The sequence below is a fragment of the Dyella sp. LX-66 genome (assembly GCF_018599165.1).
Classification (GTDB): Bacteria; Pseudomonadota; Gammaproteobacteria; order Xanthomonadales; family Rhodanobacteraceae; genus Dyella_D; species Dyella_D marensis.
The window spans coordinates 159,333-175,385 of the sequence record NZ_JAHFVJ010000006.1 but is presented as its reverse complement, the minus strand read 5'-3'; the positions used below and the strand labels follow the sequence as shown (position 1 = coordinate 175,385).

The window sequence follows — 16,053 nt, the reverse complement described above, 5'->3', positions numbered from 1 at the left end:
TCATCTGGCTGGTTTCCTTACGGAGTTAGGCCGCATGCGTCCCACCGCCCCCCTGCTTCTGGTCGCCCTTCTCGCGCTGCAACTGGCCGGCGCGCACGCCGCTTCCGCGCCGGACCGCACCGCCGCCGCCGAGCTCACGCCCGACACGGTGATCCTCGAACTCCCGCTCGCCGACGGCCAGCCGCCGCTGCGCGCCACGCTGCGGCAGACCATGGCCGCGTTGAAGGTGCCCGGCTTCAGCGTTGCGCTGATCGACGACTACAAGATCGCCTGGGCGCGCGGCTACGGCGTCACCGCTCCCGGCGGCGAGCGCCCGGTGACGCCAGCCACGCTGTTCCAGGCCGCTTCGATCAGCAAGCCCGTTACGGCGGCCGGCGGGTTGTGGCTGGTCGGGCAAGGCAAGTTGAGCCTGGACGCTGACGTCAACGCCAGGCTCACCAACTGGAAAGTGCCGGAGAACGAATTCACGCGCAGCGAGAAGGTCACGCTGCGCCGCCTGATGAGCCACAACGCTGGCCTGAATATCCATGGCTTCGCCGGCTACGAGAAAGGCACACCGATTCCCACCCTGGTGCAGTCGCTCGACGGCGTGAGGCCGGCCAACCATCCGCCGATCCGCGTCGACACCGTGCCCGGTACGCGCTGCATGTATTCCGGCGGCGGCGTCACCATCGAAGGCCTGCTGATCCAGGACGTCGCCGGCGAGCCGTTCGAGGATTTCATGCGCGACCGCGTGCTGCTTCCTTCCGGCATGCGCGACAGCACCTTCCGCCAGGACCTGCCGCCGGCGCAGGCCGCACGCGCGGCGACCGGCGCCGGTATCGACGGCAAGGCCGTGCCCGGCGGCTGGCATATCTATCCGGAACTGGCGCCCGACGGCTTGTGGACCACGCCCAGCGACCTGGCGAAATTCGCCATCGAGATCGCACTGTCCGAGCAGGGCAAGGCCAACCATGTGCTGTCGCGCGCGCTGACCCGCGAAATGCTCGCGGTGCAATGCGAGGACGACAACGACCGCGTGGGCCTGGGCTTCGGCGTGGGCTATCCCGGCTATCCGGACCTGTTCCGGCACACCGGCGGCAACGAAGGCTTCGGCTCGATCCTGCTGATGTTCGCCGACCACGGCTATGGACTGGCCGCCACCGGCAATTCCGATGCCTTCATGACCGTGGCGAACCTGGCCATCGGCAAGCTCGCCAAAGACCACGGCTGGAACTACGAGCCGCCCATGGACCTGGAGGACATGCTGGTCCTGGTGCGCACGCTGAAGGACACCCGCACCGCGCTGGATACCTATGCACGCATCAAGGCCTCCGGCTTCGCCGGCTACCACCACGGCAGCGGCAGCCTGAATACCTTCGGCTACAGCCTGCTGCGCGACAGGCGCTATGCGGAAGCGATCCAGGTGATGCAGCTGAACGTGACCGAGTACCCGCAGGACTTCAACACCTACGACAGCCTCGCCGAGGCCTACCGGGACGCGGGCGAGAAGGCGCTGGCGATCCGCAATTACGAGACTTCGCTGCGGATGAATCCGCAGAACGCCAATGCCAAGGAGCAGCTGAAGAAGCTGCGGGAGTAGGTCGTCTGTCCAAGATTTTATCTGTCCACGCGGCATGGACGGATAAAATGTATGGACAACAACATTCGACGCCGATCGCGCGTTGCGCCTGCTCGACGCCTTCTACGCCGGGCTTTCCGGCGAACGCTCGCCTTTCGCCCATCGCTAGCCCGGCGACTACTCAGCTCACGACAGCGCTCAGCCGATCGAGCAGCCAGCGCAAGCCTGGGTCGGCGTGATTGCGTGGATGCCACGCGGCGGACAAGGTGAAACCGCCCGCCTTGAACGGCAGCCGGAAGCTGTCCAGGCGGTCTGCGTGAAGTGCGGCGAGGCGGCTGGGCAAGGTGGAGACGTCATCGGTCGCGCACAGCAGCTCCACCGCCATGGCGAAGCTCTGCACCGAAGCGACCACGTCGCGCCGGCGGCCCAGCGCTTCCAGATGCTCGTCCATGAAACCGTGGAAGCTGCCGCCGCTGGTCGATACCAGCACGTGGCGCAGTGCGCAGTAACCCGCGAGCGTGGGCGGGCGCGTGCCGCGCGGATGGCCCTTGCGCTGTGCCAGCACGAAGCGTTCCTCGTACAGCTTCCGTGCCTTCATCGATGCGGGGACCATGCGCTCGGAACCGAGCAATAGATCGACTTCGCCGCTTTCCAGCTGCGCGGCGATGCGCGGCAGATCCGGCACCACGAAGGCCACGCCAACACCGGGACCGGCTTCGTGCGACAGCAGCGCCAGCAGACGCAGGCCGAGTACCGACGTGGCGTTGTCATTGGCGGCGATGACGAAACGGCGTTTCGCCCCGCGCGGCTCGAACGCGGCGCGGTAGCGCAGCACCGACTCGAGGTCTTTCAGCGCGGCGCGCAAAGGTTCGGCCAGGGCCAGGGCATGCGCGCTCGGCACCATGCCGCGGCCGGTTTCGGCGGGAATCAGCAGCGGGTCGTCGAACACGCGGCGCAGGCGCGACAGCTGGGTGGACACCGCCGGCTGGGTCAGGTGCAGGCGCTCGGCGGCGCGGGTGACGTTGCGTTCGGCCAGCAGCACGTCGAGGGTGAGCAGCAGGTTGAGATCCAGGCCACGCAGATCAATCACGTTGATGGGTCCTATCCCGACTATTCATTTCAAAGATAGGTCGGCGCTCCCTAAGGTGGCAAGCCATCACCCACGGAGATCCACCATGAAAGCCTGGTTCCTCGATCAGCCCGGACAGCCGCTTGCCCTGCGCGGAACCGCCACGCCCGCGGTGCGCACCAACGCGGTACTGGTGAAAATGGAAGCCGTGCCCCTGCTGAGCTACACCCGCGCCTACGTGCGCGGCGAGCTGCCTTACGCTTATCCGCAAGGTCCGTTCACGCCGGGCACCAACGGCATCGGCACGGTGCTGGCGGTGGGCGATGGCGTGCAGCACCTGCGCGTCGGTCAGCGTGTGGCGCTCAATCCTTATTGGATCGCCGACGAGGCGGCCGCCGAGCCCGCGCAGGTCTTGCTGGGGCTGACCGGCATCAGCGCGGACAGCGCCGGCATGCTGGCCGTCTTCCCGCACGGCACGCTGCGCGAAGAAGCCGAGATGCCGGCGTCGACGGCGATTCCGCTGGATGGCCTCGATCATCTGCCGGCCGAGCGGCTGGCCGTACTCGCGAAGTTCGCCGTGCCATTCGGCGGCCTGCGCCGCGGGCGCCTCGCCGCCGGCGAGACCGTGGCGGTGAACGGCGCCGGCGGCTACTTCGGTTCCGGCGCCGTGCTGGCCGCACTGGCGATGGGCGCCGCGAAGGTGATCGCGATGGCGCGCCGCGCCGAAGCCCTGCAGGCGCTGGTCGAACTCGGCCACGGGCGGGTGTTGCCGGTGGTATTGACCGGCGACGCCGCCACGGATGCGGCCGCGATCCGCGCTGCGGCAGAGGGCGGCGTCGACCTCGCGTTCGACATGGTCGGCCAGGCCCGCGATCCCCACAGCACTTTGGCCGCTCTGCACAGCCTTCGCCGCGGCGGCCGCCTGGTGCTGATGGGCAGCATGCAGGACGAACTGCCGCTGCCGTACGGGCAGATGCTGCTCAACAACTGGGAGCTGATCGGGCATTTCATGTACACCCGCGCGGACTACCTCGCGCTGGTGTCGCTGGCGCGCTCCGGCCTGCTGGCGCTGGATGCAGTGGAAATCCGCCGCTTCGGCTTCGGCGAACTGGAAGCGGCCATCGACGATGCACAGACGTTGCAGGGCTTGCAGTCGACGGTGGTGGAATTTCCGGCTTAGCCAACGGCATGGCCGTGCCTGGAGCTGATCGCGTCATCGTGACGGGATTTACCGAAATCCCATCAAATCCAGTCAAATTGGAGTTTGTATGACGCGATTATCTTGAATCACATCATATTGACGGAATTTGATCTAGAATTTCGTCAATCTGACGGGATTAGCCCCTCGGATTCCATCACAAGCCTCACCACCTGAGGAATCCCGGCAAATGGCAACCAGTGGAGTCCTTGTCCTTCAAGCTATGCATGCCCTGGCGGCCACAGGCCACGCCTGGGCATCTGTCGCCGAGGTCGCAACGCTAGCGAACGTTTCCGAATCCACGGCGCTACGCCAGCTCAGCCGGCTGGTGGACGATGGAGAAGTCATCGTCGAAGGCCGGGCACGCGCCACTCGCTACTCGCTCGCCGTCGCACCACCTCTTGCCCCTCCTGGCCAGGTCAAAGATCAACCGGATGCTGGCGATATTCCGTGGTCACCGGCTGCCATCGCCTTGCTGCAAAAGCTGGCGGCGCCCATGACAGCGCGCGATCCAGTGTCCTATCGGCGCCACCTGCTCGACGACTACATACCCGGCGTCAGCTCGCTGCTGCCGCACAAGCTCGCCGCCGAGCTCCTCGCCGAGGGCCGCTGGCCCGATCAGCAACCCGCCGGAACGTATGCCCGAAAGGTGCTCGAGCAACTGCTCGTGGAACTCTCGTGGTCGTCGTCCAGGCTGGAGGGAAACACCTATTCGCTGCTCGATACGGAGCGCTTGTTCCAGCAAGGAGCGCATGGCACCGACCAGGACGCCGTCATGCTCCTGAACCACAAGCGCGCCATCGAGTTTCTCGTCGACGATGGCCCGATGCGCGGACTTACGACGTCCATGGTGCGCAACATCCACGCGCTCCTGATGGACGGCCTCATGCCGGAAGCGCAGCTCGGAGCGATCCGCACGACACCCGTGTACATCACGGGAACCACCTTTATTCCTCTGCAGGTGCCACAGGCGCTTGGCGAGTTGCTTGAGCACATCCTGGCGACATCGCGTGCGATCCCCAACCCGATCGAAGCGGCTTATTTCCTGTGGGTGCAGATCGCCTATCTGCAGCCCTTCATCGATGGCAACAAGCGCACGAGCCGCATTGCCGCGAACATTCCCCTGACGCTCTACAACTGCTCGCCGCTGGCCTTCATGGATATCAATCGCCATGACTACGCACAGGCCATGCTGGGCATTTACGAGTTCAACGACTTCAGCGCGGCTACCGATCTGTTCACCTGGACCTATCGCCGCTCCATCAAGCGATACCGCACCGTCATCGAATCCATGGGTTCGCCGGACCAGCTCGCCGTGCGATACCGGATGGCATTGACGTCCGCCGTGGGCATGATCGTCGGCGAAGGCGCAATGATGGAACGCGCCATCGAGGCTCAGCACCTGGGCCATGAAGACACGGCTGCGTTCCGCGCATTGCTCGAACAGCGACTGGATGCCATGCAGCCGTACAACAGCGCAAGGTATCGGATCTCCGAGGAACGGACGAAGCAGTGGATCGACGCGGGCCGGCCCAGGTAATCGCCAAACAAAAAAAGGGCGCCATCAAGGCGCCCTTTTTCATCCACACGACTGGCGCTTACTTCGCCAACCCATCCACCGCCGCATTGAACGTCGCGCTCGGGCGCATCGCCTTGCCGAGCAGCGCGATGTCCGGGTGGTAGTAGCCGTGGATGTCCACCGCCTTGCCCTGCGCGCCATTGAGTTCGCCGATGATCTTGTCTTCGTTCTCGGTCAGCGCCTTGGCCACCGGCGCGAACTTCGCCTTCAGCTCCGCGTCGTCGTTCTGCTCGGCCAGGGCCTGCGCCCAGTACATGGCCAGGTAGAAGTGGCTGCCGCGGTTGTCCAGTTCGCCGACCTTGCGCGCGGGCGACTTGTTGTTGTCGAGGATCTTGCCGTTGGCCTGGTCCAGCGCCTTGGCCAGCACGCCGGCCTTGGCGTTGTTATAGCGGTTGCCCAGGTGCTCGAACGAGGCGGCCAGGGCCAGGAATTCGCCCAGCGAATCCCAGCGCAGGTAGTCCTCTTCCAGGAACTGCTGCACGTGCTTGGGCGCCGAGCCGCCGGCGCCGGTCTCGAACAGGCCGCCACCGGCCATCAGCGGCACGATCGACAACATCTTGGCGCTGGTGCCCAGTTCCATGATCGGGAACAGGTCGGTGAGGTAGTCGCGCAGCACGTTGCCGGTGACCGAGATGGTGTCCTGGCCCTTGCGGATGCGCTCCAGCGAGAAGCGGGTGGCGTCGACCGGCGACAGCAGGCGGATGTCCAGGCCGCTGGTGTCGTGGTCCTTGAGGTAACGCTCGACCTTGGCGATCAGCTGCGCATCGTGCGCGCGCTGCGGATCCAGCCAGAACACGGCCGGCGTATGGCTGAGGCGCGCGCGCGTGACGGCCAGCTTGACCCAGTCCTGGATCGGCGCGTCCTTGGTCTGGCACATGCGCCAGATGTCGCCGGCTTCCACCGCGTGCTCCAGCAGCACCTTGCCGGCGTCGTCGATCACGCGCACCACGCCGTCGGCGGCGATCTGGAAGGTCTTGTTGTGCGAGCCGTATTCCTCGGCCGCCTGCGCCATCAGGCCCACGTTCGGCACGCTGCCCATGGTGGCGGGGTCGAAGGCGCCGTGCGCCTTGCAGTCCTCGATCACCACCTGGTACACGCCGGCGTAGCTGCGGTCGGGGATCACCGCCTTGGTGTCCTGCAGCTTGCCTTCGGTGTTCCACATCTTGCCGGAGTCGCGGATCATCGCCGGCATCGAAGCGTCGACGATCACGTCGCTGGGCACGTGCAGGTTGGTGATGCCCTTGTCGGAATTGACCATCGCCAGCGCCGGGCGGCGCGCGTACTCGGCCTTGATGTCGGCGGTGATTTCCGCCTGCTTGTCGGTCGGCAGCGCGTTGAGGCGCGCGTAAAGATCGCCGATGCCGTTATTCGGATCGAAGCCGATCTGCTTGAGCGTGTCGGCGTGCTTGGCCAGCACGTCCTTGTAGAACTCGCCGACCACGATGCCGAACATGATCGGGTCGGAGACCTTCATCATGGTCGCCTTCAGATGCAGCGAGAACAGCACGCCCTGCTGCTTGGCGTCGGCCACCTGGGCGTCGACGAAGGCGGCCAGCGCCTTGCGGCTCATCACGGCGGCGTCGATGATCTCGCCCGCGCTGATCGCGGTCTTGTCCTTCAGCACCGTGCTCTTGCCGTCCTTGCCGGTCCACTCGATCTTCACCGAGGTGGCCTGGGCGACGGTGGTGGACTTCTCGCTGCCGTAGAAATCGCCGCCGTCCATGTGCGCGACGTGCGACTGCGAATCCTTGCTCCACGCGCCCATCTTGTGCGGATGCTTGCGCGCGTAGTTCTTCACCGAGAGCGGCGCGCGGCGGTCGGAATTGCCTTCGCGCAGCACCGGATTCACCGCGCTGCCCTTGGTGCGGTCGTAGCGCGCCTTGGCGTCCTTCTCCTGCTCGTTCTTCGGCTCATCCGGGTAGTCCGGCAGCGCGTAGCCCTGCTGCTGCAGTTCCTTGATCGCGGCTTTGAGCTGCGGCACCGAGGCGCTGATGTTCGGCAGCTTGATGATGTTGGCTTCCGGCGTGGTGGCCAGCTGGCCCAGCTCGGCGAGATCGTCGGCAATCTTCTGCTCGGGCTTCAGCAGGTCGGGGAACTGCGCCAGGATGCGGCCGGCCAGCGAGATGTCGCGCGTTTCCACGGCGATGCCGGCGGAACCGGCGAAGGCTTTGACGATCGGCAGCAGCGACTGCGTTGCAAGGAACGGCGCTTCGTCCGTGAGGGTGTAGATGATCTTCGGGGTGTTGGACATGTCTGGCCTCTTGCAACGACGTTGACAGGAAGGGGGCGCCACTGGACGGCGGGCGGAACCGGTCACATGGCGACGGCATCCGCGAAAGCCAAGCATTGTCGCGTTTTCGCCGGGGGGACGGAACCGCTGCGGCGCGCGTTTGCCCAATACTCCGAACAGGACGTACGGCGCGGTATGGGATCGGGCAAGCGACCGGCGCATGGATACGCCCTGTGAAACATCGGACCATGGCCCGACCCCCGACCCGCAAGGACACGCCATGCCCCGCCTCGCCCAGGCCCTCCTCGCCCTGCTCGCGCTGACGGCCGCCACCAGCCCGGCCCTGGCCGCCGAAAGCACCACCCTGCTCAAGACCACGCGCTCCTGGGATGGCACGCCCTATCCGGCCTACGCGTCCGGGCAGCCGCAGATCACCGTGCTGCGCATCGTGATTCCCGCGCACAGCACGCTGGCCTGGCATCACCATCCGGTCATCAATGCGGCGTATGTGCTCAAGGGCGCGCTCACGGTGGAGAAGCGCGCCGAAGGCGCGAACGCCACCTGTTCGCTCGCCGAGGGCGAGGTCTTGCCCGAGCTGGTCGGCCAGGTGCATCGCGGCTACACCGGCGAGCAAGCGGCGACACTGATCGTCTTCTATGCCGGCACCGAAGGCGCGGACATCACGGTGCCGGATGTGCTGCCCGCGCGGGACACGCCCGCGCGCCCCGCGCCAGCCTGCCATGAGCTGGCCATCCGCGGCTGAGACCCGTCTGAAACGACGAAGGGCGCGGTCTCCCGCGCCCTTCGTGACGATTGCATGGCGAGCTCGGTTACTTCACCGAGAAATCCTTGGTCCCCGCCGGCTGCCCGTTCAAGGTGACATCCACCTTGTAGTTGCCGGCCGGCCAGCCGTCCGGCTTGCTGATCTCGAACGAAGTGGTGGCCGGGCCGGTGGGAGCGATGGTCTTGCTGTCTTCCTTCACCGTCTGGCCGTCCTGGTAGGTCCACTTCACCGCGATGGTGGCATTGCCGCTGCCGCTGGTGCTCACGGCGGCGTAGATGCTGTCCTTCGGCGTGAAGGTGGTAGTGGCGGTGGTGACCTTCTGGTCGGCGCCGACGGCGCTGCCCAGGTCGATCGAGGCCAGGCTCACGGCCGGCGCGGGCGCCGGGGCGGCCGCGGGCGGCGTGGCCGGCTGCGCGGCGGTGGCCGCGGCTGCGGCGGTCGGCGTGGCAGCGTCTTCTTTCTTGCCGCAGGCGGCCAGGCTCAGGGTGGCGGCGAGCGCGAAGGCGATCAGGTATGGGGTCTTGCTGATCTTATTGGCGGTGATCTTCATGCGTGTCTCCTCTCTCAGTCCTTGGCGGGGATCTTCAGCACCTGGCCCGGCTTGATCAGGTCAGGATTGCTCAGCTGGTCGCGGTTGGCGTCGAAGATGCGTTTCCAGTCGGCGTTGCCGTAGAAATGCTTGGCGATCTTCGAAAGGTTGTCGCCGGCGACGACCGTATAGGTCTGGTCTCCATCCGGCGCGGTCGAAACGACCTTGCTCTCCACGTTGCTGAAGTCCGCCTTGGGCGCGTCGGGCGCCGTCGACTGGACATCGCTTTGCACGTTGGAGAAATCGGGTTTTCCTGTTTCATTGCCCATCGAACACTCCTCCTTCCCGAAAGGAGCGGGCAGTGTTCCGAGTTGGGGGTTAACGCGCCGTTATTGTCGAGCCGGCTTGATTCAGCTCACCGGCAAGGGCGCGGGCCTCAGGAGGCCCGCACCACGGCCTGCCGCGAGCGCTCCCGCCGACGTGCGCGCGCCGCCTTCCAGCGATCGGCCAGGCAGGTGAAGATCACATACAGCGCAGGCGTGCTGAGCAGGGTCAGGCTCTGCGAAATGATCAGGCCGCCGATCAGCGCGATACCCAGCGGCCGGCGCAGCTCCGAGCCTTCGCCCAGGCCGATGGCGATCGGCAGCGCGGCGAGGATCGCCACCATGGTGGTCATCATGATCGGGCGGAAACGCACCACGCAGGCTTCGCGCGCCGCTTCCAGCGGCGACTTGCCGTGCTCGCGCTGCGCCACCAGGGCGAAGTCGATCATCATGATCGCGTTCTTTTTCACGATGCCGATCAAGAGCACCAGGGCGATCTGCGCGACGATCGACAGCTCCGTATCGGTCAGCCACAGCGCCAGCAGCGCACCCATGCCCGCCGCCGGCAGCGTGGAGAGAATGGTCACCGGATGGATCAGGCTCTCGTAGAGCATGCCCAGCACGATGTACACGGTGACTACCGCCGCCAGCAGCAACAGCAGCATGCCGCCCTGCGACTGCTGGAAGCGGCGGAAATCGCCGCCCACGTTGAGGCGGATGTCGCCCGGCATGCGCATATTGGTGACGGTGGCCTGCACGATCTGCATCGCCTCGCCCATGCTTACGCCGGGGGCGAGGTTGAAGCTCAGGTCCATCGTTGAATACTGGTTCTCGTGCGAGATGGTGGACGGCGCCACGCCCGGCTGCTGCCGCGCGAAGGCGGTGAGCGGCACCATCTCGCCCTTGGTATTGGCCACGTACAGGCGATTGATCGCTTCCGGCGTGGCCGTCTCGTTCGGCAGCGCGTTGAGCACCACCTTGTACTGGTTGATGTCCGAGTAGATGGTGGAGATCTGGCGCTGGCCGAAAGCGTTATACAGCGCGCTGTCGATGGTGCCGATGCCCACGCCCAGGCGCGCGGCCTTGTCGCGGTCGACCACGATGTTCTGGCGCAGGCCGGCATCGTCGATATCCGAGCCCACGTCCTTCAGCTTGGGATTCTTCTTCAGCTCATTGACCAGCTTGGGCAGCCACTCCTGCAGCTCGTCGATATCGTTGCCCTGCAGCGAAATCTGATACTGCGCGCCCTGCCCGCTGCCGCCGAAGCCGCCGCTGGGCAAGTCCTGCAGCGGGCGCAGGCGCAGGTTGAGGTCGGGGAACTTGGCCGCCTTCGCGCTGAGGCGGTCCAGCACCTGGAAGGTGGTTTCACGGCGGCCTTCGGCGCGGGTCTTCAGCTCGATGCTGAAGGAGCCGCTGGTGCCGGTACGGCTGGTGCCCAGGCGCGAACTCACCGACTTCACCGCCGGGTCGCCTTGCAGCATCGCGGTGATGCGCTCCTGCCGCTTGATGGTCTCGCCGAAGGACACCGTGGCACTGGACGTGGAACGGCCCCAGATCAGGCCGGTGTCCTGCTGCGGGAACAAGCCAGTGCGCACCGAGCCGGCCAGGAACACGGTGGCGACGATCAGCGCCAGCGGCGTCAGCGCGAACAGCAAGGTGTGGCGCAGCGAGAAATTCAGCGCCGTGGTGTAGATCGCCAGCATGCCTTCGTGGAACTTGTCCAGGGCGCGGTCGAGGCGCGATGGCTCCTTGCGCTTCTTGTCGTCGTGCGCACGCAGGAAGCGGCCGCACAGCGAGGGCGTCAAGGTCAGCGACACCAGCATCGACATCACGATGGCCGCCACCAGGGTCAGCGTGAACTCGTGCATGAACAGGCCGGTGAACCCGCTGGCGAACAGCAGCGGAATGAACACGGCCACCAGCGAGGCGGTGATCGAGACGATGGTGAAGCCGATCTCGCGCGCACCCAGCAAGGTGGCCTCGAAGCGCGACAGGCCTTCGTCCATGTGCCGGATGATGTTCTCGATCACCACGATCGCGTCGTCCACCACGAAGCCGATCGCGATCACCAGCGCCAGCAAGGTGAGGTTGTTGAGCGTGTAGCCCATCAAATACATGCACACGAAGGCGCCAGCCAGCGACAGCGGCACCGCCACCGCGGCGATCAGGGTGGGCGCGAGGCGGCGCAGGAACAGCGCCATGGTCAGCACCACCATGGCCAGGCTGATCAGCAGGGTCGCCTGCACCTCGTGCAGCGAGGCGCGGATGGTCGGCGTGCCGTCGAAGTACGGCATCAGCTTGGTGCCGGGCGACAGGAACGAGCGCAGGGTCGGGATCAGCGCACGCACCGCGTCGACGGTGGCGATCACGTTGGCATCCGACTTCTTGTACACGTACATCAGCACCGCCGGCTTGCCCTGGTACCAGGCGGCCTGGAAGGCGTCCTGCTGGCCGGAATAGACCTTGGCCACGTCCGACAGCCGCACCGGCGTGCCGTTGCGCGTGGCGATCACCAGGTCGGCGAATTCCTCGGCCGTGTGCAGGTTGTCGTTGGCGGTGATCGCCATCAGGGTCTGGCCGTTGTCCAGGAAGCCCTGCGGCGAGGTGACGTTGGCGGCGATCAGCGCATTGCGGATCTGGTCGGGCGACAGGCCCATCGCATTGACCGCGCGCAGGTTGAGGTCGACGCGGATGGCCGGCGTCGCCGCGCCGGCGATATCCACCGAGGACACGCCTTCGAGCTGGCGCAGGCGCTGGGCCAGCAGCGAGTCGGCCACGTTGTAGAGCGCGGCGGCCGATTGCGTGTCCGAGGTGAGCGCGAAGGCGATGATCGGATCGTCGTTCGGGTTGGCCTTCTGGTAGCTCGGCTGGCTGGTGAGGCCGGTGGGCAGGTCCGGCTGGGCGGCATTGATCGCCGCCTGCACGTCGCGCGCGGCCGAATCCAGGTTGCGCCCGCTCTGGAACATCAGGAACACCGAAGCGCTGCCTTCGGAGCTGCGCGAACGCATGGTGTCGATGCCCGGCACCTGGCCGAGATGGCGCTCCAGCGGCGCGGCCACGGTGGAGGCCATATTGCTGGCGTCCGCGCCGGACTGCGCGGCCTGCACGAAGATCACCGGGAACTGGATATCCGGCAGGGCGGCTACGCCCAGCAGCGAATAACAGATCACGCCGAGCACGAACACGCCGATGGCGAGCAGCGAAGTGCCGATGGGACGGCGGATGAACGGGCCGGAGATGTTCATGCGGTAAGCGTAGCGGGGGAATGGCCGGCGCGGCGTGGGCGTCGGGCGAAGCGGGGTTTCATGAACTGAACGCACCGGCCGGGTATCGGTTGAACATGCGGGCCGGGGCCTTCTGGCACTGGTGCGGATCGCCGGGCCCAGGACGCCGAAAGGGGCGGAGCCTTCCGGCTCCACCCCTTGGTCGCGTCACCGCGTCGTTTATCCGGCCCTGGCGGCCTCACGCCGCCGCGCTTCCGCCGGTGGCCGCGCGTTCGAGCGCGCGGCGTTCGCGGCGCACCCGGAGCCAGTCGGAGAAACGCTCCATGTACAGGTAGATCACCGGCGTGGTGTACAGCGTGACCAGCTGCGACAGCAGCAGGCCGCCGACGATCGACACGCCCAGCGGGCGGCGCAGTTCCGCGCCGATGCCGTTGCCCAGCGCCAGCGGCAGGGCGCCGAGCATGGCCGCCGCGGTGGTCATCATGATCGGACGGAAGCGCAGCAGGCAGGCGCGGCGGATCGCTTCGGGCGGACTCATGCCGGTGCGCTGCGCCTCGATGGCGAAGTCGATCATCATGATCGCGTTCTTCTTCACGATGCCGATCAGCAGCACGATGCCAACGATGCCGTCCACCGACAGGCTCATGCCGCACAGGATCAGCGCCAGCAGCGCGCCCACGCCGGCCGGCGGCAGGGTGGAGATGATGGTCAGCGGGTGGATGTAGCTCTCGTACAGCACGCCCAGCACGATGTAGATGACCACGATCGCGGCGAGCAGCAGCAGCACTTCGTCGCCCAGCGAGGAGGAGAACTCCGCCGCCTTGCCGATGAACTGGCCGCGCACCTGCGGCGGGAAATTCTGCTGCTGTTCGATCTCGTGGATCGCCTTGACCGCGTCGGACAGCGAATAGCCCTGCGCCACGTTGAACGACAGCGTCACCGCCGGCAGCTGCTGCTGGTGGCTGACCACCAGCGGCGCGCTGGTCACTTGGGCATTGGCCAGCGAAGCGATCGGAATGGTGCCGCCGGCGCCGACCTGGAAGCCGACGTTGCCGGTATTGCCGATACCCGCCGGCGTGGCCGAGTTGCTCGACGCCACCTGGCCGAAGGTGGTGGCGTTGCTGCCGGTGAGCGCGCCGTTGCCGTTGCCGCGCACGGTGAGCTTGTTGAGCAGGTCCTGGCTGGTGCGGAATTCCGGCGCGACTTCCATCACCACGCGGTACTGGTTGAGCTGGGTGAAGATGGTCGAGATCTGGCGCTGGCCGAACGAGTCGTACAGCGTGTCGTCGATGGTCTGCACCGGCACGCCCAGGCGGCTGGCCTTTTCGCGGTCGATGGTGAGCTTGAGCGCGTTGCCGCTGTCGGCCAGGTTGTTGTCCACGTCCGAGAGTTCCGGACGCTGGCGCATGGCCTGGGTCATCTGGTTGGCATAGCCGGCCAGTTCCGCCGAGTTCACCGCAGACATCGAGTACTGGTACTCGGTGGCGGCCACGCGGCTGTCCAGGGTCACGTCCTGTACGGGCTTCAGGTACAGCGCCACGCCGGGGATACCGGCCACGGTCTTCTGCAGGCGCGGCAGGATGTCGTCCAGGCCGCCGCGGTCGCCGCGGTCCTTCAGCACGATGCTGAGCTGGCCCTGGTTGAGCGTGGGGTTGATCGAGCCGGCACCGATAAAGGCCGCCACGCCGCTCACGGCCGGGTCCTTGCGCAGCGCCTCGGCCACGGCCTGGGTGCGCTGCTCCATCTGCGGGAAGGCCACGTTCTGGTCGGCCTGCACCACGCCGGTGATCAGGCCGGTGTCCTGCTCGGGCAGCAGGCCCTTCGGAATCACCACGTACAGGAACACGGTGACCACCACGGTGACCAGCGCCACGAACATGGTGAAGCGCTGGTGGTCCAGCACCCAGCCCAGGGTGCGGTCGTACAGGTCGACCGTGCGCTTGCCGGCGGCGGCATGGCGCTCGTGCGCGTCGTCGCCTTCCGGCAGCGCGTCGGGCTTGAGCAGGTAGGCGCACATCATCGGCGTCAGGGTCAGCGACACCAGCATCGAGATGGCGACCGCGATGGTCAGCACCCAGGCGAATTCGTGGAACAGGCGGCCGGTGACGCCGGGCATCAGCAGCAGCGGCAGGAACACCGCGATCAGCGACACGGTCAGCGACAGCACGGTGAAGCCGATTTCCTTGGCGCCGATCTCGGCCGCCTCCTTGCCGCTCTTGCCCTGCTCGATGTAGCGGACGATGTTCTCGATCATCACGATCGCGTCGTCCACCACGAAGCCGGTGGCCACGGTGAGCGCCATCAGCGAGAGGTTGTCCAGCGACATGCCGGCGAAGGCCATCACGCCGAAGGTGCCCATCAGCGACAGCGGCACCGCCACCGACGGGATGATGGTGGCCCACAGGCGGCGCAGGAACACGAAGATCACCGCCACCACCAGGAACACGGTGAGGATCAGCGTGAACTGCACGTCCTCCACCGAGGCGCGGATGGTCACGGTACGGTCGGCGAACACGTCCAGGTGCACGTCGGCCGGCAGCACGCTGCGCAGCTCCGGCATGATCCCGCGGATGTGCTCCACCGTCTGCACGATGTTGGCGCCGGGCTGGCGGCGCACGTCCAGCAGCACCGCCGGCTTGCCGTTGGCCCAGGCCGCGAGCTGGTCGTTCTCGACGCCGTCGATCACGCGCGCCACGTCGGACAGGCGCACCGGTGCGCCGTTCTTGTAGCTGATGATGGTGTTCTTGTATTCGGCCGCGTCGATCAGCTGGTCGTTGGTGCCGATGCTGTAGCTCTGCGTCTTGCCGTTGAGCGTGCCCTTGGGCGCATTCACGTTGGCCTGGGTGAGCGCGCTGCGCACGTCCTCCATCGTCAGGCCGAGGTTGGACAGCTGCGCCGGGTTGACCTGGATGCGCACGGCCGGACGCACGTTGCCGGCGATCGAGACCAGGCCCACGCCCTGCACCTGCGACAGCTTCTGCGCCAGGATCGAGTCGGCGATGTCGTTGATATTGCGCAGCGGCAGCGTGTCGGAGGTGAGCTTCAGCGTGAGGATCGGCGCATCGGCCGGATTCACGCGGTTGTACACCGGCGGATACGGCAGGTTGTTCGGCAGCGTGCCCTTGGCCTGGTTGATCGCGGCCTGCACATCCTGCGCGGCGATGTCGATGTCGCGGTCCATGGCGAACTGCAGCACGATGGTCGACAGGCCCGCGGAGGAGTCCGAAGTCATCATCGCCAGGCCGGAGATCTGGCCAAAGTTGCGTTCCAGCGGCGTGGTGATCAGCGCCGCCATGGTGGACGCGCTGGCGCCCGGATACTGGGTGGTGACCACCAGGCTGGGCGCGTCGATTTCAGGCAGCGCGGAGACCGGCAGCTGGCGATAGCCCAGGATGCCGAGCAGCATCACCGCCACCATCAGCAGCGAGGTGGCGATCGGCCGGCGGATGAAGAGCGTCGAGAATCCCATGGTTACCTGGATGGCCGTCCGTTGTGGACTTCAAGGCGCGGCGCGTCTATACGCCGCGCGTGGCGCCGGGCGTCGCGCTGCAAGCGC

Annotated in this window: 10 protein-coding genes; 4 read left to right on the top strand and 6 right to left on the bottom strand. The window is 66.5% G+C overall.

What is annotated here, in order from left to right:
* The first annotated feature begins 34 nt into the window (after positions 1-34).
* Complete coding sequence (locus tag KK141_RS13590; RefSeq protein WP_214569998.1) at positions 35-1,582, top strand: serine hydrolase; 1,548 nt, start codon at positions 35-37, stop codon at positions 1,580-1,582.
* Between the two features lie 160 nt (positions 1,583-1,742).
* Here KK141_RS13590 and KK141_RS13585 read toward each other — a convergent pair whose 3' ends face one another.
* Positions 1,743-2,651 carry a LysR family transcriptional regulator gene (locus KK141_RS13585; protein ID WP_214569999.1) on the bottom strand — a complete coding sequence of 303 codons (909 nt, stop codon included), beginning with the start codon at positions 2,649-2,651 and terminating at the stop codon, positions 1,743-1,745.
* 85 nt (positions 2,652-2,736) lie between these two features.
* Here KK141_RS13585 and KK141_RS13580 point away from each other — a divergent pair, with 85 nt between their 5' ends.
* Both KK141_RS13580 and KK141_RS13575 read left to right on the top strand, forming a co-directional pair.
* Positions 2,737-3,810, top strand: coding sequence for a zinc-binding dehydrogenase (locus KK141_RS13580; protein WP_214570000.1), 1,074 nt, complete (start codon positions 2,737-2,739; stop codon positions 3,808-3,810).
* Positions 3,811-4,018: 208 nt separating this feature from the next.
* Positions 4,019-5,368, top strand: coding sequence for a Fic family protein (locus tag KK141_RS13575; protein ID WP_214570001.1), 1,350 nt, complete (start codon positions 4,019-4,021; stop codon positions 5,366-5,368).
* A gap of 58 nt (positions 5,369-5,426) precedes the next feature.
* Here KK141_RS13575 and KK141_RS13570 read toward each other — a convergent pair whose 3' ends face one another.
* Complete coding sequence (locus tag KK141_RS13570) at positions 5,427-7,658, bottom strand: NADP-dependent isocitrate dehydrogenase (protein WP_214570002.1); 2,232 nt, start codon at positions 7,656-7,658, stop codon at positions 5,427-5,429.
* Positions 7,659-7,917: 259 nt separating this feature from the next.
* Between KK141_RS13570 and KK141_RS13565 the strand changes: the two genes are divergently transcribed.
* Positions 7,918-8,400: a cupin domain-containing protein gene (locus tag KK141_RS13565; protein WP_214570003.1), complete on the top strand. Its 483-nt coding sequence runs from the start codon at positions 7,918-7,920 to the stop codon at positions 8,398-8,400.
* Positions 8,401-8,467: 67 nt separating this feature from the next.
* On the opposite strand, the gene KK141_RS13560 is transcribed toward KK141_RS13565, so the two are convergent.
* The 4 genes from KK141_RS13560 to KK141_RS13545 form a co-directional block, all read right to left on the bottom strand.
* On the bottom strand, positions 8,468-8,971 hold the full coding sequence (locus KK141_RS13560; protein ID WP_214570004.1) for a hypothetical protein: 504 nt from the start codon (positions 8,969-8,971) through the stop codon (positions 8,468-8,470).
* Between the two features lie 14 nt (positions 8,972-8,985).
* Positions 8,986-9,279, bottom strand: coding sequence for a LysM peptidoglycan-binding domain-containing protein (locus KK141_RS13555; protein ID WP_167254982.1), 294 nt, complete (start codon positions 9,277-9,279; stop codon positions 8,986-8,988).
* Positions 9,280-9,386: 107 nt separating this feature from the next.
* Entirely contained in the window at positions 9,387-12,518 is a 3,132-nt protein-coding gene (locus tag KK141_RS13550) for an efflux RND transporter permease subunit (protein ID WP_214570005.1), read from the bottom strand.
* 217 nt (positions 12,519-12,735) lie between these two features.
* A complete protein-coding gene (locus tag KK141_RS13545; RefSeq protein WP_214570006.1) occupies positions 12,736-15,966 on the bottom strand; it encodes an efflux RND transporter permease subunit in 3,231 nt (1,076 codons plus the stop codon).
* Between the last annotated feature and the right edge of the window lie 87 nt (positions 15,967-16,053).

Excerpts from the sequence above, each read along its gene's own strand:
- KK141_RS13590 (WP_214569998.1), top strand. The coding sequence starts at position 35 with ATGCGTCCCACCGCCCCCCTGCTTCTGGTCGCCCTTCTCGCGCTGCAA.
- KK141_RS13580 (WP_214570000.1), top strand. The coding sequence starts at position 2,737 with ATGAAAGCCTGGTTCCTCGATCAGCCCGGACAGCCGCTTGCCCTGCGC.
- KK141_RS13575 (WP_214570001.1), top strand. The coding sequence starts at position 4,019 with ATGGCAACCAGTGGAGTCCTTGTCCTTCAAGCTATGCATGCCCTGGCG.
- KK141_RS13570 (WP_214570002.1), bottom strand. The coding sequence starts at position 7,658 with ATGTCCAACACCCCGAAGATCATCTACACCCTCACGGACGAAGCGCCG.
- KK141_RS13565 (WP_214570003.1), top strand. The coding sequence starts at position 7,918 with ATGCCCCGCCTCGCCCAGGCCCTCCTCGCCCTGCTCGCGCTGACGGCC.
- KK141_RS13560 (WP_214570004.1), bottom strand. The coding sequence starts at position 8,971 with ATGAAGATCACCGCCAATAAGATCAGCAAGACCCCATACCTGATCGCC.
- KK141_RS13555 (WP_167254982.1), bottom strand. The coding sequence starts at position 9,279 with ATGGGCAATGAAACAGGAAAACCCGATTTCTCCAACGTGCAAAGCGAT.
- KK141_RS13550 (WP_214570005.1), bottom strand. The coding sequence starts at position 12,518 with ATGAACATCTCCGGCCCGTTCATCCGCCGTCCCATCGGCACTTCGCTG.
- KK141_RS13545 (WP_214570006.1), bottom strand. The coding sequence starts at position 15,966 with ATGGGATTCTCGACGCTCTTCATCCGCCGGCCGATCGCCACCTCGCTG.